Source organism: Psychrobacillus sp. FSL K6-1464 (assembly GCF_038003145.1).
Taxonomy (GTDB): Bacteria; Bacillota; Bacilli; order Bacillales_A; family Planococcaceae; genus Psychrobacillus; species Psychrobacillus psychrotolerans.
Genome location: NZ_JBBOOP010000001.1, coordinates 3,068,178 through 3,087,174 on the forward strand (window position 1 = coordinate 3,068,178; position 18,997 = coordinate 3,087,174).

Below are 18,997 nucleotides of genomic sequence, written 5' to 3' on the forward strand. Positions count from 1 at the left end.
ACATCTGTCAAGACCAGCTTTTTTTATTAGAATTAGCTTTTCTTTTTGAAATGAAATGAGCTATTATTGGTTTTAAATATTTCTAACAAATTATCTGCAATTTCCTCTGGTGATTGTTTACACCCACCATGTATCCATTCAAGAATTACCCCATAAGAACCATACATTTTATATGTATTATAATGCTCTAGCTCAATACTTTCATTCGCTGCATCTAAATATACGATTCCCTCAAATACTTCCTTAAATTTCAAAAAGAATTTATCATTCATCCTAGGAATGGAATCTTCTAATGTTAATAAACTATAAAAATCTCTATTATCATAAAAGTGTTTAAAAAAAGCATTGGATGAAGGTAATATAAGATTATAATCAACAACCTTTGTTTCTAGAAATGGCTTATGAAATGCTAATTTTAATTCTCCTAATACTTCTGCTAGCAATTCTTCTGCTAAGTCCTCTTTATCTTTAAAGTGTAAATAAAAGGTGCTTCTATTATAGTCTGCCTTTTCCACTATATCTGTGACCGTAACGTTTTTGTATCCTTTGCTCTTCACTAGCTGGATAAAATGCATCTTCAAGAGATTTTTTGTTCTCCGAATTCTTCTATCCCCCATCGAATAACTTTCCGAATTCATGAGCAATTCCCCCTTGTCTTTTTAAATATAGACAAAATTATACATGAATAATCGTCCTTGAACCAATCTGTTTTAAGTTCGTCCATATTCCTATAGCCATTTAAAAGGAGTATGGGAATGCGAAATCTTCTACTATTTACTTATTTACAGGCACTTTCTTGTATATTTCCTGTAATTATATTTTCAGCCTTAGCTCTTTCTAAGTTTGTCAGTATCCCACTTATCCCTAGATATGATCTGATCCTACTCCTTTGTATAGCGGGGCAAGTATTTATGCTCATTTCCAAATTAGAGACTTGGGATGAATTTAAGGTAATTTGTTTGTTTCATATTATTGGTCTCGGTTTAGAATTATATAAAGTACATATGGGTTCTTGGTCGTACCCGGAGGACGCCTTTAGTAAGGTAGGTGGCGTACCTTTGTATAGCGGATTTATGTATGCGAGTGTTGCGAGCTATATTTGTCAAAGCTGGCGCAGGATGAATCTCCATATGTACAATTGGCCGAAACCCTTTTGGGCGGTAGGAATTAGTGTTCTTATCTACTTCAATTTTTTTACCCACCATTTCACCTATGATATTCGTTGGATTCTTAAATGCTTATTGTTAATTATCTTTTTCCGCACAGTAGTGACTTTTGAGTTAAGAGAAAAAGTGTTTAAAATGCCTATGATTCTTGCATTTTTACTAATTGGCTTTTTTATTTGGATCGCTGAGAATATCGTTACCTTCTTAGGTGCGTGGCAGTATCCTAACCAAGCGGAGACCTGGTCGCTCGTGCATATCGGCAAAATTAGCTCGTGGTTTTTACTTGTGATTATAAGCGTTATTATCGTTGCACAACTGAAGCGAGTGAAGAGCCGTTCCTTATAAATGTGTGAGGATTGATCGATTATCGGTCGCTATCGATCGATGTTCTTACTCGGTGGATCGATTATGGAGCATCATCGATTGATTTTAGCGGATCATCGATCGATTCGACAGATATTAAGTGTTTTTTGACCGATTATCCATTTTCTATATATAAAAACCACTGCCAAGTCAGTTGGCAGTGGTTAATCTTTAATCTACTACAAAATATCTTGCATCCGGATGAGCAAATACGATGGCAGAAACAGATGCTTCCGGTTCCATCATAAACTCTTCTGTAAGCTCTACTCCAATTACTTCAGGTTTTATCAAACCAAATAGCTTTGCTTGATCATCCAGATTTGGGCAGGCTGGATAGCCAAAGGAGAAGCGTTGTCCTTGGTACTTAGCGGCAAAACGGTCGCGCATGGTGAAGTCTGTTGCATCTGGGAATCCCCATTGGTCTCGGATTTCTTGGTGAATGCGTTCGGCAAATCCTTCTGCAAGTTCTAAGGCTGTTGCTTGTAATGCATGGCTTTCTAAAAATTTGCCTTGGTTTTTCAGTTTAGCGGCTTCCCCACGAACTCCATGCCCTGCCGTTACTAACATTAGTGCTACATAATCCATTTCTCCACTGTCTACAGATTTTAAATAATCTGCTAAACACAGGAATGGCACGACGGATTGACGTGGGAATGTAAAGCGCTCGATTTCTGTTTTACCATTGGTCGGGTCATAAATAATGACATCATTGCCATCCGCCTGAGCAGGGAAAAATTGATATACCCCTTGTGGCTTCAATATATCAGATTGCAAATATCCCGTGACTAATTCATGTAATTCCGTTGCACGCTCGTCACTCTCTGCTAATAGTTTTTCACTATACCCTTTTAATCCTAAATGATGGCCTATTAATGTGCGCATATTTACATATGGGTGCAAATGCGCAACTGAATAATCCTTTAATACATGTTTACGAACATCCTTTGGAATGTATACCTGAACATCCTCACTTACTGTCTTAACTGGTTTTTCTAAAACAGCTACCGCTTGTTTGGCCGAGCGATTAGCTTCCGCAATTTTTCGTTTTTCCTGTTGAACACTAAGTTCGACTAATAGAGTCTCTTTATCTTCTTTATTTTGTAATCGATTGGCTAGGTCCAGACCCTGCATGGCATCTTTTGCATATAGAACAGGACCATCATATTGAGCGGAAATTTTTGTCTCAGTAAAACGACGTGAAAGTGCTGCTCCACCTACTAATATTGGCACATCAATACCTGCTTCTTTAAAGTCTTGAGCAGTGATGACCATTTGCTGCGCAGATTTTACAAGTAGCCCTGAAAGTCCGATCATATCAGGCTTTTCTTTCCGGATTACCTCTATTAAAGTGGCTGGAGTTACTTTAATCCCAACATCGATTACTTTATATCCGTTATTACTCAATATAATATCAACTAAGTTTTTACCTATATCATGTACATCGCCTTTTACAGTCGCAAGGACGATCTTCCCTTTACCAGAGTCATCCTCTTTTTTCTCCATGAACTGCTCCAAATATGCAACAGAAGCCTTCATCACTCCCGCACTTTGAAGAACCTCTGCAACTATTAACTGATTGTCATTAAACAGTCGCCCTACCTCAGCCATGCCCTTCATTAATGGACCATTAATAACATCTAGTGGTGCATCATACATTTGAAGTGCTGCTTCTAAATCCGGGATAAGTCCTTCCTTCGTACCTTCAATAACATAATAGGCAAGACGTTCTGGTACAGTTTTGGGTATATCATCTTCGGTCTTTTCTTTCTTTTTATCTCGGTAAAAATCAGTGAAATCAGCAAGTGTTTTGTCAGTCGTCGTAAACAAAAGCTCGTTGGCCATGTCGATTTCTTGTTTAGGAATAGACGCATATCTCTCCAGTTTCTCGGTATTTACAATCGCGTAGTCCAAACCAGCCTGCGTGCAATGATATAAATAGACTGCATTCAATACTTCGCGACCAACTGGCGGAAGACCAAAGGATACATTACTTACTCCTAAAATAGTTAGTGCTCTTGGCAGTTTTTCTTTAATGAGGCGAATCCCTTCAATCGTTTCTACTGCTGATCCAATGTATTGTTGATCACCTGTTCCGACTGGGAATACGAGTGGATCAAAGATAATATCCTCTGGCGCAAGCCCCCATTTATTAACTAATAAATCATAAGAACGTTCTGCGATTTCTAACTTTCGCTGTCTTGTAACCGCCATTCCTATCTCATCAATTGTGCCAACTACAACTGCCGCACCGTATTTCTTCACTAAAGGCATTACTGCTTCAAACCGCTCTTCTCCATCTTCTAAATTAATAGAGTTGATAATTGTTTTTCCTTGGGAATATTTCAGTGCAACTTCAATTACCTTTTCATCAGTCGAATCAATAACAAGTGGCACTTTAACCTTTTTCACTACCTCTTTCATAAAGTTAGTCATGTCCTCTAGTTCATCGCGGTCCGGATTTGCTAGGCAAATATCGATAACATGAGCTCCACCTTTTACCTGTGCCCGAGCAATTTCAGAGGCTTCCTCAAATTTTTCATCTACGATTAAACGTTTAAATTTTCGAGAGCCAATTACATTTGTTCGTTCCCCTATAAAGAGTGGCCGCATCGTTTCGTCGTATTGAAGAGGCTCAATCCCTGATACTACATGCCCATGACCTGCTTCTACGGGTTTACGTGGTGAAAGATCCTTTACCGCTTCTCGTACTGCTCGAATATGAGCTGGAGTAGTTCCACAGCATCCACCAACAACATTCAACCACCCTTTTTCCGCAAAGCCTCTCAGTTTTTTAGAAAGTGATTCAGGAGATTCGTGATAATGCCCTTCCTCATCTGGTAAGCCAGCATTAGGATAGCAGCTAACATATCCATCTGATAGCTCAGATAACGAACGGATATGATCGGTCATAAATTCTGGTCCGGTAGCACAATTCAATCCAACAGAAAGTGGCTTTATATGTTCGATGGAAATATAGAATGCCTCAATACTCTGCCCTGCAAGTGTCGTTCCCATCGGTTCAATCGTTCCAGAAATCATAATAGGTAGTTCTATCTTTAGCTCAGTAAAAACCTGTTGGATACCAATTGTCGCAGCCTTCACATTCAGCATATCCTGGCTCGTTTCTAGTAAAATAACGTCTACTCCACCTTCTACTAAAGCTTTTGCCTGTACATAAAAGTCGTTTGTAAGTTCGTCAAACGTAATACCACCAGTAACCGATAGTGTTTTAGTCGTTGGCCCTATTGCCCCAGCTACAAATCGTGGCCAGTCAGATGTAGAAAATTCATCTGCACATGTTTTAGCAAGCTGGGCTGCTCGAAAGTTTATATCATGTGCCTGAGCACCAAGATCATATTCATTTAACACTACTGGGGTTCCACCAAATGTATTCGTACAAATAATATCAGCCCCAGCAGCTAAATATTCACGATGAACATGTTCAATAACATCTGGTTTGACGATATTTAAATACTCATTACAACCGTCGAATTCTTCCCCTCCGAAGTCTTCAGGGCTAAGATCTGCATTTTGTATCATCGTTCCCATTGCACCATCAATAATTAGTATTCTTTGTTGGAGCTGCTGCTCAATTAGATGTTTGGACATAGCTGAATCCTCTCTCTTTCTCCCGGTCAGCCTCTTGAATATAATGAATTAATTCTAGAGACATATCGTAACGGAAAAATGGTGTAATAATATAAATTCCGTTAAATAGTTCCGCTGCTGTATCGATTAATTCCTTCGATATTTGAATACCTTCTGCAGTAGCTCGCTCTCTATCCTCTCCACATAAACGCATACGCTCTAGCACCTCTTCAGACAATTTTATGCCTGGGACTTCATTATGAAGGAATTCAGAATTTCGACTATTGGTTAGTGGCATAATTCCGATGAAAATAGGGGTTGATAAATGCTTTGTCGCTTCGTAAATCTCATGGATTTTTTCTTTCGAATAGACAGGCTGTGTGATGAAATAATCCGCCCCACACTCAATTTTCTTCTCTAGTCGCTTCACTGCACGGTCCAGCACACGAACATTCGGATTAAAAGCAGCTGCTACAGAGAAGTTAGCCTTTTTCCGTAGCGACTTTCCTGAGAAAGAAATACCTTCGTTTAATTGTTTGATCAGTTGAATCAGTTCTAAGCTTGATACATCATAAACACTTGTCGCCCCAGGGAAATCCCCAATTTTAGTTGGGTCTCCAGTAACTGCAAGAATGTCATGGATTCCAAGCGCATCCAATCCCATCAAATGAGATTGAAGACCAATTAAATTACGGTCACGGCACGTAATATGAGCAAGTGGTCTAATATTTTTTTGGTGTTTTAACATCGAACCCATCGCCATATTACTAACTCGTGGAGAAGCCAATGAATTATCCGCCATTGTCACCGCGTCAATTCCAGTTGCATATAGCTTTTCTGCACCTTCCATGAATGTAGTCGTATCGAGATGACGGGGAGTGTCTAATTCAACAATTATGGTCCGTTCTGTTTTCGCTTTTTCATGTAGAGCTTGGGTATTAGTTGGCTTAGCATCTTGAATAATAATAGGCTTTCTAGTCTCTACTACTTTATTTGTAATAGGGGTTAAATGCCCAATATGTCTTTTCACTGCTTCAATATGCTTTGGTGTCGTTCCACAGCAACCACCTATTAAGCGCACTCCTGCATCTCTCAAATATAATGCAGCTTTACCAAAGTACTCAGCATCGGATTCGTAAACTATACGTCCTTCATCTATATCCAGTAAGCTCGCATTTGGATAAGCAGATAAGAATGCCTTTTCTGGCAGCTTTACTCCTTCAAATGCTTGAATTGTATGATGTGGACCTAGTCGACAGTTGACTCCCACAATGTTGGCTCCAATTGTTTCAAGCTCATGCAACGCATCATTTAGAGGTAAGCCATTTTGCAAAATACCCGGATCATGCATAGACACTTGAGCTATTATCGGAATATCCGTTAGTGTACGAAGATAAGTCACAGTAGTCTTTAGCTCTTCGAAATCATAATAGGTTTCAAGTAATAGACCATCTGGATCTCCCGCTAACAATTGGATTGCTTGTTGGTCGAGTGAATGAATAATTTCTTGGAGTGTAGCATCACTTTTTCGGATTCCTCGAATCCCCCCAATAGTCCCGAGGACGAATTGGTTTCCAGATGCGGCAGCTCTTTTCGCAATTTGAATGGCAGCTTCATTTATTTCTTTCACTTGATTTTCTAGTCCATAGCGAGCAAGCTTAATAGCATTTGCTCCGTATGTATTCGTTTGAATAATATCTGCTCCGGCCGCAATATAATCCTGATGGATTTTCTCTATAATTTCCGGTTTTTGAATATTTAACTCTTCATTACAATAGTCAATTCCATAAGAGTACAGTAGTGTCCCCATTGCCCCGTCTGCTGTCAGCATAGACGTCTGTAACTTCTCCAATAAACTCATCGTGCATTCATCCTCCCATATAAAAAAGCCTTCTATGAAAAGAAGGCTTTACTAGTATGCAAGATACCACCTTCTCATCTTTCAAACTTTTGCAAAGTCTGCTGGATTTAGCACCTGACCAAATGAATGGCTGGTTGCTGAAGCGTCGTAGGGCCAGTCCCTCGGCTTCTCTTGATAAGAATTTCACTATTCAGTTTTCTAATTAGACATATCGTACCTTTATTCAACTAAAGCGTCAAGGTATATTTTGAACTTTCTATATACTCCGCTTTTGAAGTTGGATCGTCCTCATCGATCGATTTATCGTGATGATTGATCGATTATGGACGACGATGGAGCGATTTTTTGTGGTGGTCGATCGATTTTCGATGTGTATCGATCGATTATTCCTCTCGATCGATCGATTCTCCAATAATACGCTTCACCACTTCCATTTATACTCTATTTTACTCTGGGATGTTCCAGTTCGAATTAAATCCATAGATTGGAGAAGTCTAGATGCTACATGATGAGAATTTATATGAAGGAATTTTCGACACTGCCGATTATTAATCGTATCCCCGATCAAAACAAACCACTCTCGAATGGCTTTCTCATGAACAAGCCTATCTACATGACCACAACGTATACAGTTCCAGCCATTCTTCCTTTTTACCATCCCAAACATTTCACATTTTTCACAGCACACTCCAGTTTGTAAATCATTTGGGTTAATACCCCAGCGATTACACATCGGGTATGGGAAGTACGTTTTGTGACTCTTTAAAATTTCTGTACTCAATTTATGCAGCTCTTTTCTAGATATATACCTTCTTTCTCGAGGAATATTTCTTAGATAGATAGGAATTGTTTGATGGAGAATAGCGTTGTATTTTGTGGGGGGTTCAATAACTCGAACTTTGGAATTTGTTAATACAATTACTCCAAAAACAGGAATCGTCACACCATGTTGTTTTAACCATTCGTCGAGTAAAAAAATATTTCTTTCAATCTGAACCTCTGGACTTTCAAATACATCCACTTTACCTTCTTCATTTTCTCTTTCTAATTGAGAGGGGTTTTGCTTAAAGCTCAACTTCCCACCTATATTCTTACTCTCCAAAACCACCGCAAAATACTGCGTGAAAAAGACTGTATCAATCTGGAACTTTCCATATGATTCTAAACTCACATCGTGCAATACCACATATTCAAAAGGAAATGAATACTTACTAAACACTCCGTCTACTCTAACTTCTCCATGAATACCAGCCAATGCCATATGCATTTTGGAATGAATCAATTCCTTCATTTCATGTGACTCATGTAATCGTCGATTCAATAACTGAAGACCTATATAGCTATATTCCTCCGTACGTGTTTTTACTATCAACCAACCACCTCCACCCGCATCGTAGCACAATAAAAGAAATTGTAAATTCCACTAAAAATGCAACTATTCCTTTTTTTCCATAAAAAAAGACCAAAAGTGAATTTTGGTCCCGTAATTTACTGTACTATTGAATTTATGATTTTTTCTGCAGTTTCTCTGCCATTCTTAATACAAGCCGCAATCCCAACTCCGTAATAAGAACAGCCAGCTAACAAGACATTTGGCATGTCATTTGCCATTTTAGCTGTTAATGATTGAATCGCATCTCCATGCGCTAAATGATAGTTCGGCATTTGCTCGTTCCATTTTGTTACTTCTATGACTTCAGGTTTGCCTGTTAATTTCAAGCTCATTTCAATATCTTGAAGCGCCACTTCCACTAGCTCGTCTTCACTCATGTTCTTCATACTCTCAAAAGCCGGGTTCGAACTCTTATAAAACATACGAACTAATAACTGATTATTTTTTGATGTGTGCGTCCATTTCCGACTTGTCCACGTACATGCATTACATCTCACATCACTATTTTCAGAAACGATAAAACCAGTTCCCTCCGCTGGGAGCTGCTCGTCTGGAATATCAAAACCAAGATATACACTAATAAGGGAGGAATTTTTCAGTTTGTTAAAGTCGGTATCCAACTCTTCATCCTGAAGAATTACTTGCGCCACGTTATGAGGAGTTGCTAGCACTAAACTGTCCGCTTCAATCGTTTCTCCGTTAGTCAGTAAAACCGAATAATAATCATCTTTCTTCTCTACTTTCTTCGTTGCCACACCTTTAATAATTGTTGATTGGCTTAGCACTTCCTCTAAGCGATCGATAAGTGTAGAAAGTCCGTTTTGAAAGGAAATAAACTTCTTATTTGCTGAGGCCTGGAATTGCGCTTTGTTTTCTTCTAACCCTTTCATTATACTGCCGTATTTGTTTTTATAATCGATTAAGTATGGCAATGTTGAAGCGATAGAAAGCTTATTTAGATCCCCCGAGTATACGCCAGATAACACAGGAACAACTTGTTTTTCCACTAATTCTTTCCCTAAGAAATATTCTAAAAATGATCCGACAGAACTTTCTTTTGTGAAAGTTTCATTTGGTATTTCTAAATCCTTTAACGCTTCTTTTTTCCCTAATTCGGATACTAGCGTACTGCTATTTAACGACTCGATACTTGCAGGGATACCGAAAACACTATCTGCAGGAATCGCATGGAGCTCATTATTTGTGTAAATATATGAAATGCCTGTTGAGTTGTACACTTTTTCATCTTCTAGTTGAAGCTCTTCAATTAGCTGAATAATGGATTCATTTCTTGCAACGATTGAATCTGCCCCAACCTCCATGATAAAGTCATTCTCCAGTACGGTATGGATTTTACCACCTAAATACTCATTTGCTTCAACTAACACTAACTCTATATCTAATGACTTTTCTTTTTTGAGTTTCTGCAAATAATGCATCGTTGAAAGGCCTGTAATGCCTCCGCCTATAACTACTATTCTTTTCAACATAACCACTCCTCATTTCACTACATATAACTAGTATAAGCGTTTTTAAAATTATCGGATATGATTTACCTCACTACGAGAAGGTAAATTATGAACAAATAGAGAATAACTAATTCTAAAGAAACAATCTCCATTAGTAAAAGCCTTATATAATAACAAGGCTTTCAGACTGTAGACAAATTCAATTCTAGGTGTATAGAGTTGAATCTTAAACTCGGCAAGGCCCACCACTTCGCTTTCCGTGGGCTTGGCTTCAGCCTCCTCGTCACTACGTTCCTGCGGGGTCTTCAGCTCAAGCTTTTCCCACTGGAGTCTTCGTGGTGGACCTTGCCTTATAAACAGTTCCAATAGAGTATTCAATATCTTACTTTTAATAGGATGAATAAACATCCTTAGGAACATTTATTACTATTCATAACCGTTTATAAAAATACCTTTGCCCTCAAAGTAAAAGCCTTGTATAATAACAAGGCTTTTTTATCGACTGAATTCACTATTATGCTAATTTACCCTTATCATTTGATGAATCATTGCTTTTCAGACTGTCTAACAAAACATAGCCAAATATAACTCCTGCTATATACGTGAATGTAAAATCACCTAATAGCGTTACTTCATTGAAAAATAACAAATTCTTTCCATAAACAATAGCCAGAAGCCGAATCATAGCGATATAAATAGATGGGATTCCAATTACAAGGACCTTTACCCAATCAATCGACCATCTCTTTTTATCTTTAATTTCTATGATCAATTTAGGTAATCGTAACAACATTCCCATAAAAATAGAGAAAATACTTGTAAATATTATAAAAGGTTTAATATCAAATACTATCGCTGACCTTTCTCTTAATCGCATTTGATAATCCATGCCCATATAAAAAACACCTCCAACTATTACCGTTGAAAGGAAAATAAATAAAAATCTTTTCATTCAAGCTCCTCCTTAATAGAACCAAAAGAAAAAATGGATAGACTAGCATTTCTAAGTGCTATATCTACCCTTGGTATTATACTTTTCTTAACACAGCTCGTATGGGACTTCCATCTGCCCCTTCAATTTTCAAGGGCAGAGCGATTAAATCATAATCACCTGGTTCTACCTTTTCGAGCAAAAGATTTTCAATTATAAATACATCGTTGTTAAACAGCGAATGGTGAGCTAATAGTTCCTTACTTTCGATACCGTCCACGGAAGGTTGGTCGGTGCCAATGAGATAGATACCCTTTTCCTTTAAAAAAGGGCCAATATTTTCCTTCAACGTATTAATCCTGTCTGGAAATTTTTCAGGAGATGCAGTATTCGTCGTTTTTAAAAGCAAACGTTCTACACCTGTTAGATCAAACCCTTCTAACTCCTCCCTACCAATTTCCGTAGCCCCAACGACACTCACCACTTTGGCTCGACCAATATACATATTAACGTCTAGCATATCTAACGTTTTCCCTTCACTTACATAGTGAAATGGGGCATCTGCATGTGTTCCAGTATGCAAACTTGCTGTAATCGTCCCAACATTTGCAGCACCACCATCATCCTTTGTAGCGGTTAGTTCATATTCAAAGAGTGTATCTCCTGGCCATGTAGCTATTCTAGTAGAGATAGTTTGTGTAATATCGATCCATTCCTTATTCATATCCGTGACCCCCTATAAATTAGTGCGTAAATCCCAAAGTTCCGGGAAAAAACGATGATCTAATACATGTCGTAAATAATTCACACCGGAAGATCCCCCAGTGCCTTTCTTAAATCCTATTATTCTTTCAACCGTTTTCATATGACGAAAGCGCCACTGTTGAAGCCAGTCTTCCACGTCTACTAGCTTTTCTGCTAGTTGATATAAATTCCAGTGTTGATCGACGTTTTGATAAACTTCCTTCCATGCATTGGCTACTGATTCATCTCCCACATACGAAATGGAATAATCTCGATTCAATAATGAAGGAGCTATCGGAAACCCCGCTCTAGCTAATGCTTGAATCGAAACATCGTAAATACTCGGTGCAAGAAAAGCAGTTTCTAATTCTCTATGCAATTCTTCATCCTGCTCGTAAATCTTTAATATATGTTTGGACTTATGGCCAAGAGCAAATTCGATTTGTCGGTATTGAAAAGATTGAAATCCAGAAGCCTTACCTAACTTATCTCGAAACTCTAGATACTCTGCTGGTGTTAATGTAGAAAGAACATCCCAAGCTTGAATAATTTGTGTTTGAATTTTCGTCACTCTTGCTAGCATTTTAAAGGCAGATTGCATCTTATCTGCCTGAATAGCATGGATGGCACTAGTCAATTCATGTAGGATAAGCTTCATCCAAAGTTCACTAACTTGATGGATAATGATGAAAAGCATTTCATCATGATGTCCAGATAATCTGTTCTGACTAGCCAATAAATTATCCAGTTGCAAATATTCTCCATACGTCATATCATTGCTAAAATCTGTATGAATGCCACTTTCCTTCTTTTCATCTTGCATATCATCCCTCCTTATTATGCAACGACATCACGTTTGTTTTCATATTTTCTATACAGCTCTTCCTCCATAATCCTTTTTAAAATCTGCACAGTATTCCAAACGTCTTCAAACGAGTTATACAATGCAACTGGTGCCAGGCGAATACCATTAGGTGAACGAAAATCGGGAATGACTTGATGCTCTTTTAACGCTTTACATATACGTGCCGCCTCTTCATGCACTAAAAAGATATGACCTCCACGCTTTTCTGATTCACGCGGATTAGAAATGACAAAATTATACTCACCCAACTCCAAATCAATTAACATCATCATATAATCGGTAAGCCTTAATGATTTTTCACGAATTGCTTCCATTCCAGCCTCTTGGAACATCTCTAGCGAACCTAATAATGGTGCACTGCTTAGTATATGAGGAGTCCCGATCTGATACGCACCAGCATCAGCTGCTGGTACCATTTGGGTAGACATATCAAATTGCTTCTCTTTATCTGACCCAAACCACCCTGCTAATCCAGGCTTTCTTCCGAAATGCTTACGGTTCACATATAAGCCACCTGTTGCACCAGGTCCACCATTCAGATGCTTGTAGTTACACCAAAAAGCAAAATCTACGTCCCATTTATCTAACTCATGTGGTACAGATCCTATTGAATGACACAAATCAAAACCAATAATAATATTGCGCTTATGCGCCGCTTCCGTAAGCAATTGGATGTCTAATACTTGACCACTTCGATATAGCACACTAGGTAGTACTATTAGAGCCACATCATCGGTCAACACATTAATAATATCTTCTTCCTCTAACGTATAGCCATCTCGACTTTTCACCATTATCATATGGTCTTTAACATCCAATCCGTGCAAGGACAGCTGACTACTAATAGCATATATATCAGATGGGAAATTTAGTTCATCCACAACTATTTTCGTACGCTTTCCCTCGGGTCGATAAAAACTAGCAACCAACTGATGCAAGTTTGCCGTTGTAGAGCCCGTTATAATTACTTCATCCTTTGAGGCTCCTACTAGTGGAGCACACATCTCACTTAATAACTCAGGGAAATAAAACCAAGGGTACTGCCCTTTTGTCCAGCCATCTATTCCATATTCTTTCCAAGAATCTAGTAGGGTTAATACTGAATTTTCTGCTCGCTTAGAGAGTAACCCAAGGGAATTTCCATCCATATAAATGGTATTTGGTTGAACATAGAATTCGTGTCGATACATCCTTAAAGTATCTTGCTCATCTAATTTTTGGGCATAGTCTAGTGAAGTATTTCGTTCCATAGTAATTCCCTCCTTATAAACAAACTCATCTATACCTACTTCTGCAATTATCCGAAAATTCCTTCTTTCTATTTCTCATTATGTATTTACAATAAACACTGCTTCTTCATACATACAAAAAAGCGTTCGAAAATGGACTCTTCGAACGCTACTTGTAACTATACTATTTTTAGTCGTTATTAATTTGCAAATCAGTTAACACAATAACATTGGGATGATTACAAAGCCGTGTAACCGGAATATCCTCCGTTACATCTCCTTTTAATAACGCTTCAATCGCAGTTCTTTTCTCTTCTCCTACTGCAATTAAAAGAATGCATTTTGCTCTCATTATAGAAGCAATGCCCATCGTAATGGCTTGCTTTGGAACTTCATCAAGCGAGTCAAAAAATCTAGCATTTGCAGATCTAGTGGAAGCTGTTAGCTCAACCACATCTGTTTCACTTTGAAAGGATGTACCTGGTTCATTGAAACCTATATGCCCATTCACTCCGACACCTAATAATTGCATATCGACAGTTAGTGATTTTAACACGTTTTCATATTTTAATGCTTCTGCATGTACATCTTCAGCTACTCCATTTGGAATATATGTAGCTTTAAATGGTTTTGCATCAAAGAGATGTTGTTGCATAAACGTATGGTAGCTTGCTGGATGTCCTTGAGGAACTCCCACATACTCGTCTAGATTTACACTATTACAGTGAGAGAAATCCAACGCACTACTTCGCAGCTTTTCATAAAGTGGAATCATCGTCCCGCCCGTTGCTAATCCAAATGTAGTTGCACCACTCTTTATCTGTGTTGAAAATATTTCTTGTGCCCGACTATATAGAGCATCATTGTCTTCCCATACTTCTAAATCTAATGCCATACTGAAAACCACCTTTTTCTGAATTGCGCATACTCACTAATTGCTAAATTTTTACGTTAGTAAAATTATCATTATATTCAATTTGATCATTTGATGCAAATCGAGAGCAAACAAGCACTAATAATACTTTAGTTAAAATCTATTCGATTTTTATACTTTTCCATCATCTCTTCATTATGCAATTGGCTATCTGAGAGATTTGCACTTTTAAACACTGGTAGTTGATCAGATTCCTTACTTATCTCCTCGATAATTTGCGAGATAAGTGCATTAAGAAGAGCAGCCCCAACAACCGTAGAAGATGGACCATATTGCAATTCCTTGTTACTCAGAAGTCCATCGCCAACAGGTATATGTGTATTTAAAACGATATCCACTACATCTTCTAGGCGCTTCCCGCTCGCGTGTCGACCTTCTTGGTCCTTATAATTTAAAGACTGAAGAGAGATAACTAAAATACCCGCCTTTTTCCCTAAGAAAGCCATATCTATTGGAGCTGGATTGCGACCAGAAGTAGAAATAACAATTAGAATATCATTCGGTTGAAAGCTTATGTTGTCATTATTACGCTCGATGAACGTAGGATCTTTCTCGTTCTGTGAAGAAGTCAACGCACCTTTGTGTAACATTAAAGGCTCTATGGTAATCGGAGCAACAGGTACTAACCCTCCTGCACGGTAATATGCTTCCTGAGCTAAAAGATGGGAATGTCCACAACCAAATAATTGCACTATTCCCCCCTTTTTAATACGGTCACCAATTAGCTTAGAAGTATTATCTATATTTTCTTTTTCCAGTTCTGCAACCTGCTCCAGTAAATTATTTATTTCCTTCCAATAGGACTGCATTTGATCACCTCTATTTTCATTAACTTTCAAATACTATATTTCCTCGACAGATTGTTTTTTGTACATTCAATTCCAAATCCAATATAACCAAATCTGCGTCAAAGCCTTCATCAATATACCCTTTATGGGATAATTTCAATTGTTTCGCTGCATTAGTAGAGGACATCGATACCAGTTCTTGCAAGGAACAACCCGTCGTTTGCTTCATATTACGAACAGCCTGATCCATTGTCAGTATACTTCCCGCTAATGCGCCACTAGACAGATGTGCACCTTTTTCTGTGACATAAACAGTCTGTCCACCAAGATCGTATTCCCCATACTCTAATCCTTTAGCACGCATAGCATCTGTTATTAAAATAATTCCTTCAGCACCCTTCAAACGGTATGCTAAATTCACTGCCTTCATATGACTATGTATATAATCAACAATGATTTCCACTTTCATATGATTGTCTAGCAGAACTGATCCGACTACACCTGTATCACGATGATGGAATGGACGCATTTGGTTATATAAATGGGTAGCTTGCTTAGCTCCTAATTGTACTGCCTTTTCAACTTCATCTGAACTAGCATCTGAATGTCCGATTGAAGAGATAATGCCTTCCTCACTCATGGCTTGTACAAATTCAAAACCACCCACTATTTCGGGAGCAACGGTCACTTGTTTAATGCAATTTCCACTAAGTTGTTGCCACTTTAGAAACTGTTCAATAGAGGGCTCGCTAATATGTTCAATTGGCTGTGCTCCAGCCCATTTTGTAGAAATATATGGTCCCTCTACATGAATCCCTAAAACCTCTGCTTCATCTGCATTATTTACAAAGCCATTTACATTTTCAAGCGCTGCTTCAATCGCATCCACCCGTTGAGTGATAGTAGTTGGCAAATAGCTAGTCGTACCTTCTTTTACTAATGAACGAGACATTCCTCTAAGCGCTTCTTCTGTAGCATCCATCATGTCAAAACCAGCTGACCCATGAATATGCATATCGATAAAACCTGGCATAACTATCCAATTTTTTGCAGTTCCATCTAAAAAGATATCTGCCTCCACTTGTAAAGCTTGTCCAATTTTCTCTACCTTACCATCTCGGATAAATAGATCCCCTGTAATTTCACGATCATAATTTACAATAGTCACGTTCGATATTAGAATTGTTTTACTCATTACTACACCTCCGCAGTTTGCTTAATAACAGTATAGATTAATAATCCCAAAATGATAAATAGAATCTGCTTCACCATAAAGAAAAAGCCGTTTAATATGGACACCCAAATTAAACAGCTTTTCAATTATCTACTATTTACGTATTTTCTCAATTTCGTCTGCAACAAATTGTACGCTTGTTCCAACAATAACTTGAATATTTTTCGGACCTACTATATTAATACCTGGAACACCAGTATCTTTAATTTTCTTTTGATCGACTTTATCCATATCTAATACTTCTACACGTAAACGAGTTGTACAGTGTTCTACAGATGCAACATTGGCATCTCCACCTAGCCCATCATAGATTCTAGCTGCCATATTTGAAAACTTATCATCAGATGAAGCTACAACAGTTTCTTCACTTTCATCTGTATCGTCTTCTCTACCTGGAGTTTTTAAGTTAAACTTCAAGATTAAGAAACGGAATAAGAAATAGTAAATAACTGCAAATACTAGCCCTTGTAGCAATAGCATAAGCGGGAAATTAGCGATTGGAATTCGAAGACTTAAAAGATAATCGACTAACCCTGCACTAAATCCAAAGCCTGCTGTCCAGTTAAAGGATGCTGCGATGAATAAAGATAAACCTGTTAAAGCTGCATGAACTACATAAAGTGCTGGAGCTAAGAACATGAATGAAAATTCAAGTGGCTCAGTTACACCTGTGAAGAATGACGCAAAACCAGCTGCAAGCATAAGAGAAGCTGCTTGTTTTTTTCTTTTTGTTTTAGCCGTGTGATACATTGCAAGAGCTGCTGCTGGTAATCCGAACATCATAATCGGGAAGAATCCGGCTTGGTACATACCAGTTACACCCTTAACGCCTTCACTGCTCCAAAACTTATTGATATCATTTATACCAACAGTGTCAAACCAAAACACTGCATTTAATGCGTGATGCAATCCTGTTGGTATTAATAGTCTGTTAAAGAAGCCATAAAGCCCAGCGCCTACTGCTCCTAGACTACTAATTGCTTCACCAAAGTTAACTAGTCCACCAAAAACGATTGGCCAAATATAAAATAGTGCTGCAGAAGCAACTAACATTGCAACTGCGGACATAATAGGTACTAAACGTTTTCCACTAAAGAATGCTAAGAAATCAGGTAATTTCACGTGACTGAAGCGATTATACATTGTTGCAGCAACAATACCAGAAAGAATACCTATAAATGCATTATTAATCTTTCCAAATGCAGGATCAACACTCTCTACATCGATTCCTTGTAATAAACCAACAGTCCCACTTGAAAGCATCGTAGTTACAACTAAGAAAGCTACTAATCCACTTAAAGCGGCTGCCCCATCTTTTGCCTTGGACATCCCTATCGCTACCCCTACTGCAAACAGAATAGGAATATTATCAATAATCGAGCTACCAGCTTTTATCATGAAGGCTGCAAATACATTTCCAGATCCCCAACCATCCGAGTCAATCCAGTATCCAATCCCCATTAATATTGCAGCTGCGGGTAAAACAGCTACTGGAAGCATTAACGAACGCCCCAAATTTTGTAAAAACTTCATCATAATTTATTCATCTCCTTTTAACTGATTTTTAATAAAAATATAATAGTATAAAATAATGCCGAATTATGAAACTTGCTTTCTTAACCGTTCAATATGCAGTGCAATATAACCTAACTCTTCTTCGGGAAACTCAATTCCATGGTCCGCCTTAAGCTCTTTTGCTATTTGGCTAGCGCAACTATAACCAACCGGGAATTTCTTTTGAATCATCACTAACATTTCTTCATCCATCATATGAAGCTCAGATTGATTTAACCGCGTTAATGCAAAGCGTAAATGGGTGATTAACCGATGATAGGAAATATCGTCTTCCTCAATTTCAATATTCAAGTACTTTTTAATCGATAAAACCATGCCCTTTATTAAATTGGTTTGTCTTATTGTCTGATGTAAATCCCCCCCTTGAATTTTCATCGTGTGAATATGAAGCGCTATGTAAGCCGCTTCATCTACAGGCATTTCTACCTGACACGTTTTATTTATATGCTGAATTGCCCAAAGACCTATTTCAAACTCTGCTCTATATAGAACTCGAATCTCATGAAGCAGTCTATTGTTTAAATTAATGCCATCCTTTGCTCTTTCAATAGCAAATGAGATATGGTCTGTCAAAGCTATATGAATATGCTCATTTAATCTTGTATTTAAATACGCTTCGGCGTAAGTAATTATTTCTTCTGAAATAGTAAAATGTTCTTCTGGAATTCGACTTAATAGCTGCACTAGCTTATCATTTTCTTGCATAACAAAAATCTTTTCAATTTTGGACCCAATGATAATGTCATTCCGTTTCTTTTGAAAAGCTATACCCGAGCCAATAGCTATTTTCTCGCGTCCATCATGTAGAACAATCACAGCGTTATTATTAAGTATCTTTGTGATTTTAATGGAAAGTC

15 protein-coding genes and 1 riboswitch are annotated in these 18,997 nt (G+C 38.0%); of the genes, 1 reads left to right on the plus strand and 14 read right to left on the minus strand.

All coding sequences use genetic code 11. The annotated features are described in order from the left end of the window. Positions 1 to 32: 32 nt before the first annotated feature. The gene (locus MKX39_RS15585; RefSeq protein ID WP_340770298.1) at positions 33 to 638 is read right to left on the minus strand and encodes a TetR/AcrR family transcriptional regulator; all 606 of its coding nucleotides are present in this window, start codon (positions 636 to 638) and stop codon (positions 33 to 35) included. Positions 639 to 755: 117 nt separating this feature from the next. Between MKX39_RS15585 and MKX39_RS15590 the strand changes: the two genes are divergently transcribed. Next, complete coding sequence (locus MKX39_RS15590; protein WP_340770300.1) at positions 756 to 1,511, plus strand: DUF817 domain-containing protein; 756 nt, start codon at positions 756 to 758, stop codon at positions 1,509 to 1,511. Between the two features lie 189 nt (positions 1,512 to 1,700). On the opposite strand, the gene metH is transcribed toward MKX39_RS15590, so the two are convergent. From metH to MKX39_RS15655, 13 genes are all read right to left on the minus strand, one after another. Further along, on the minus strand, positions 1,701 to 5,138 hold the full coding sequence (metH, locus tag MKX39_RS15595) for a methionine synthase (protein WP_340770301.1): 3,438 nt from the start codon (positions 5,136 to 5,138) through the stop codon (positions 1,701 to 1,703). Next, positions 5,119 to 6,978, minus strand: coding sequence for a bifunctional homocysteine S-methyltransferase/methylenetetrahydrofolate reductase (locus tag MKX39_RS15600; RefSeq protein WP_340770303.1), 1,860 nt, complete (start codon positions 6,976 to 6,978; stop codon positions 5,119 to 5,121). Before MKX39_RS15600 ends, metH begins: the two co-directional genes overlap by 20 nt. Before the next feature lie 71 nt (positions 6,979 to 7,049). Next, a riboswitch (SAM riboswitch) is annotated at positions 7,050 to 7,159 on the minus strand. Positions 7,160 to 7,399: 240 nt separating this feature from the next. Beyond that, positions 7,400 to 8,350, minus strand: a complete 951-nt coding sequence (locus tag MKX39_RS15605) for a nuclease-related domain-containing protein (protein ID WP_340770305.1) — start codon at positions 8,348 to 8,350, stop codon at positions 7,400 to 7,402. Between the two features lie 116 nt (positions 8,351 to 8,466). Beyond that, a complete protein-coding gene (locus MKX39_RS15610) occupies positions 8,467 to 9,858 on the minus strand; it encodes a protoporphyrinogen oxidase (RefSeq protein ID WP_340771478.1) in 1,392 nt (463 codons plus the stop codon). A gap of 496 nt (positions 9,859 to 10,354) precedes the next feature. After that, the gene (locus tag MKX39_RS15615; protein ID WP_093538323.1) at positions 10,355 to 10,792 is read right to left on the minus strand and encodes a hypothetical protein; all 438 of its coding nucleotides are present in this window, start codon (positions 10,790 to 10,792) and stop codon (positions 10,355 to 10,357) included. A gap of 76 nt (positions 10,793 to 10,868) precedes the next feature. Continuing rightward, positions 10,869 to 11,495, minus strand: coding sequence for an arylformamidase (kynB, locus tag MKX39_RS15620; protein ID WP_093538322.1), 627 nt, complete (start codon positions 11,493 to 11,495; stop codon positions 10,869 to 10,871). Positions 11,496 to 11,507: 12 nt separating this feature from the next. Beyond that, entirely contained in the window at positions 11,508 to 12,338 is an 831-nt protein-coding gene (gene kynA, locus MKX39_RS15625) for a tryptophan 2,3-dioxygenase (protein ID WP_340770307.1), read from the minus strand. A gap of 14 nt (positions 12,339 to 12,352) precedes the next feature. Further along, positions 12,353 to 13,630 carry a kynureninase gene (gene kynU, locus MKX39_RS15630; RefSeq protein WP_340770310.1) on the minus strand — a complete coding sequence of 426 codons (1,278 nt, stop codon included), beginning with the start codon at positions 13,628 to 13,630 and terminating at the stop codon, positions 12,353 to 12,355. 169 nt (positions 13,631 to 13,799) lie between these two features. Further along, the gene (locus MKX39_RS15635; RefSeq protein ID WP_340770311.1) at positions 13,800 to 14,504 is read right to left on the minus strand and encodes a glucosamine-6-phosphate deaminase; all 705 of its coding nucleotides are present in this window, start codon (positions 14,502 to 14,504) and stop codon (positions 13,800 to 13,802) included. 128 nt (positions 14,505 to 14,632) lie between these two features. Next, positions 14,633 to 15,382 carry an SIS domain-containing protein gene (locus tag MKX39_RS15640; protein ID WP_340770313.1) on the minus strand — a complete coding sequence of 250 codons (750 nt, stop codon included), beginning with the start codon at positions 15,380 to 15,382 and terminating at the stop codon, positions 14,633 to 14,635. Then, entirely contained in the window at positions 15,372 to 16,526 is a 1,155-nt protein-coding gene (gene nagA, locus MKX39_RS15645; protein ID WP_340770316.1) for an N-acetylglucosamine-6-phosphate deacetylase, read from the minus strand. Before nagA ends, MKX39_RS15640 begins: the two co-directional genes overlap by 11 nt. 132 nt (positions 16,527 to 16,658) lie before the next feature. Then, positions 16,659 to 18,101 (minus strand): N-acetylglucosamine-specific PTS transporter subunit IIBC, encoded by a 1,443-nt coding sequence (gene nagE / locus MKX39_RS15650; RefSeq protein WP_340770317.1) that lies wholly within the window; start codon positions 18,099 to 18,101, stop codon positions 16,659 to 16,661. A 63-nt stretch (positions 18,102 to 18,164) separates the two neighbouring features. Beyond that, entirely contained in the window at positions 18,165 to 18,989 is an 825-nt protein-coding gene (locus MKX39_RS15655) for a PRD domain-containing protein (protein WP_093538316.1), read from the minus strand. Between the last annotated feature and the right edge of the window lie 8 nt (positions 18,990 to 18,997).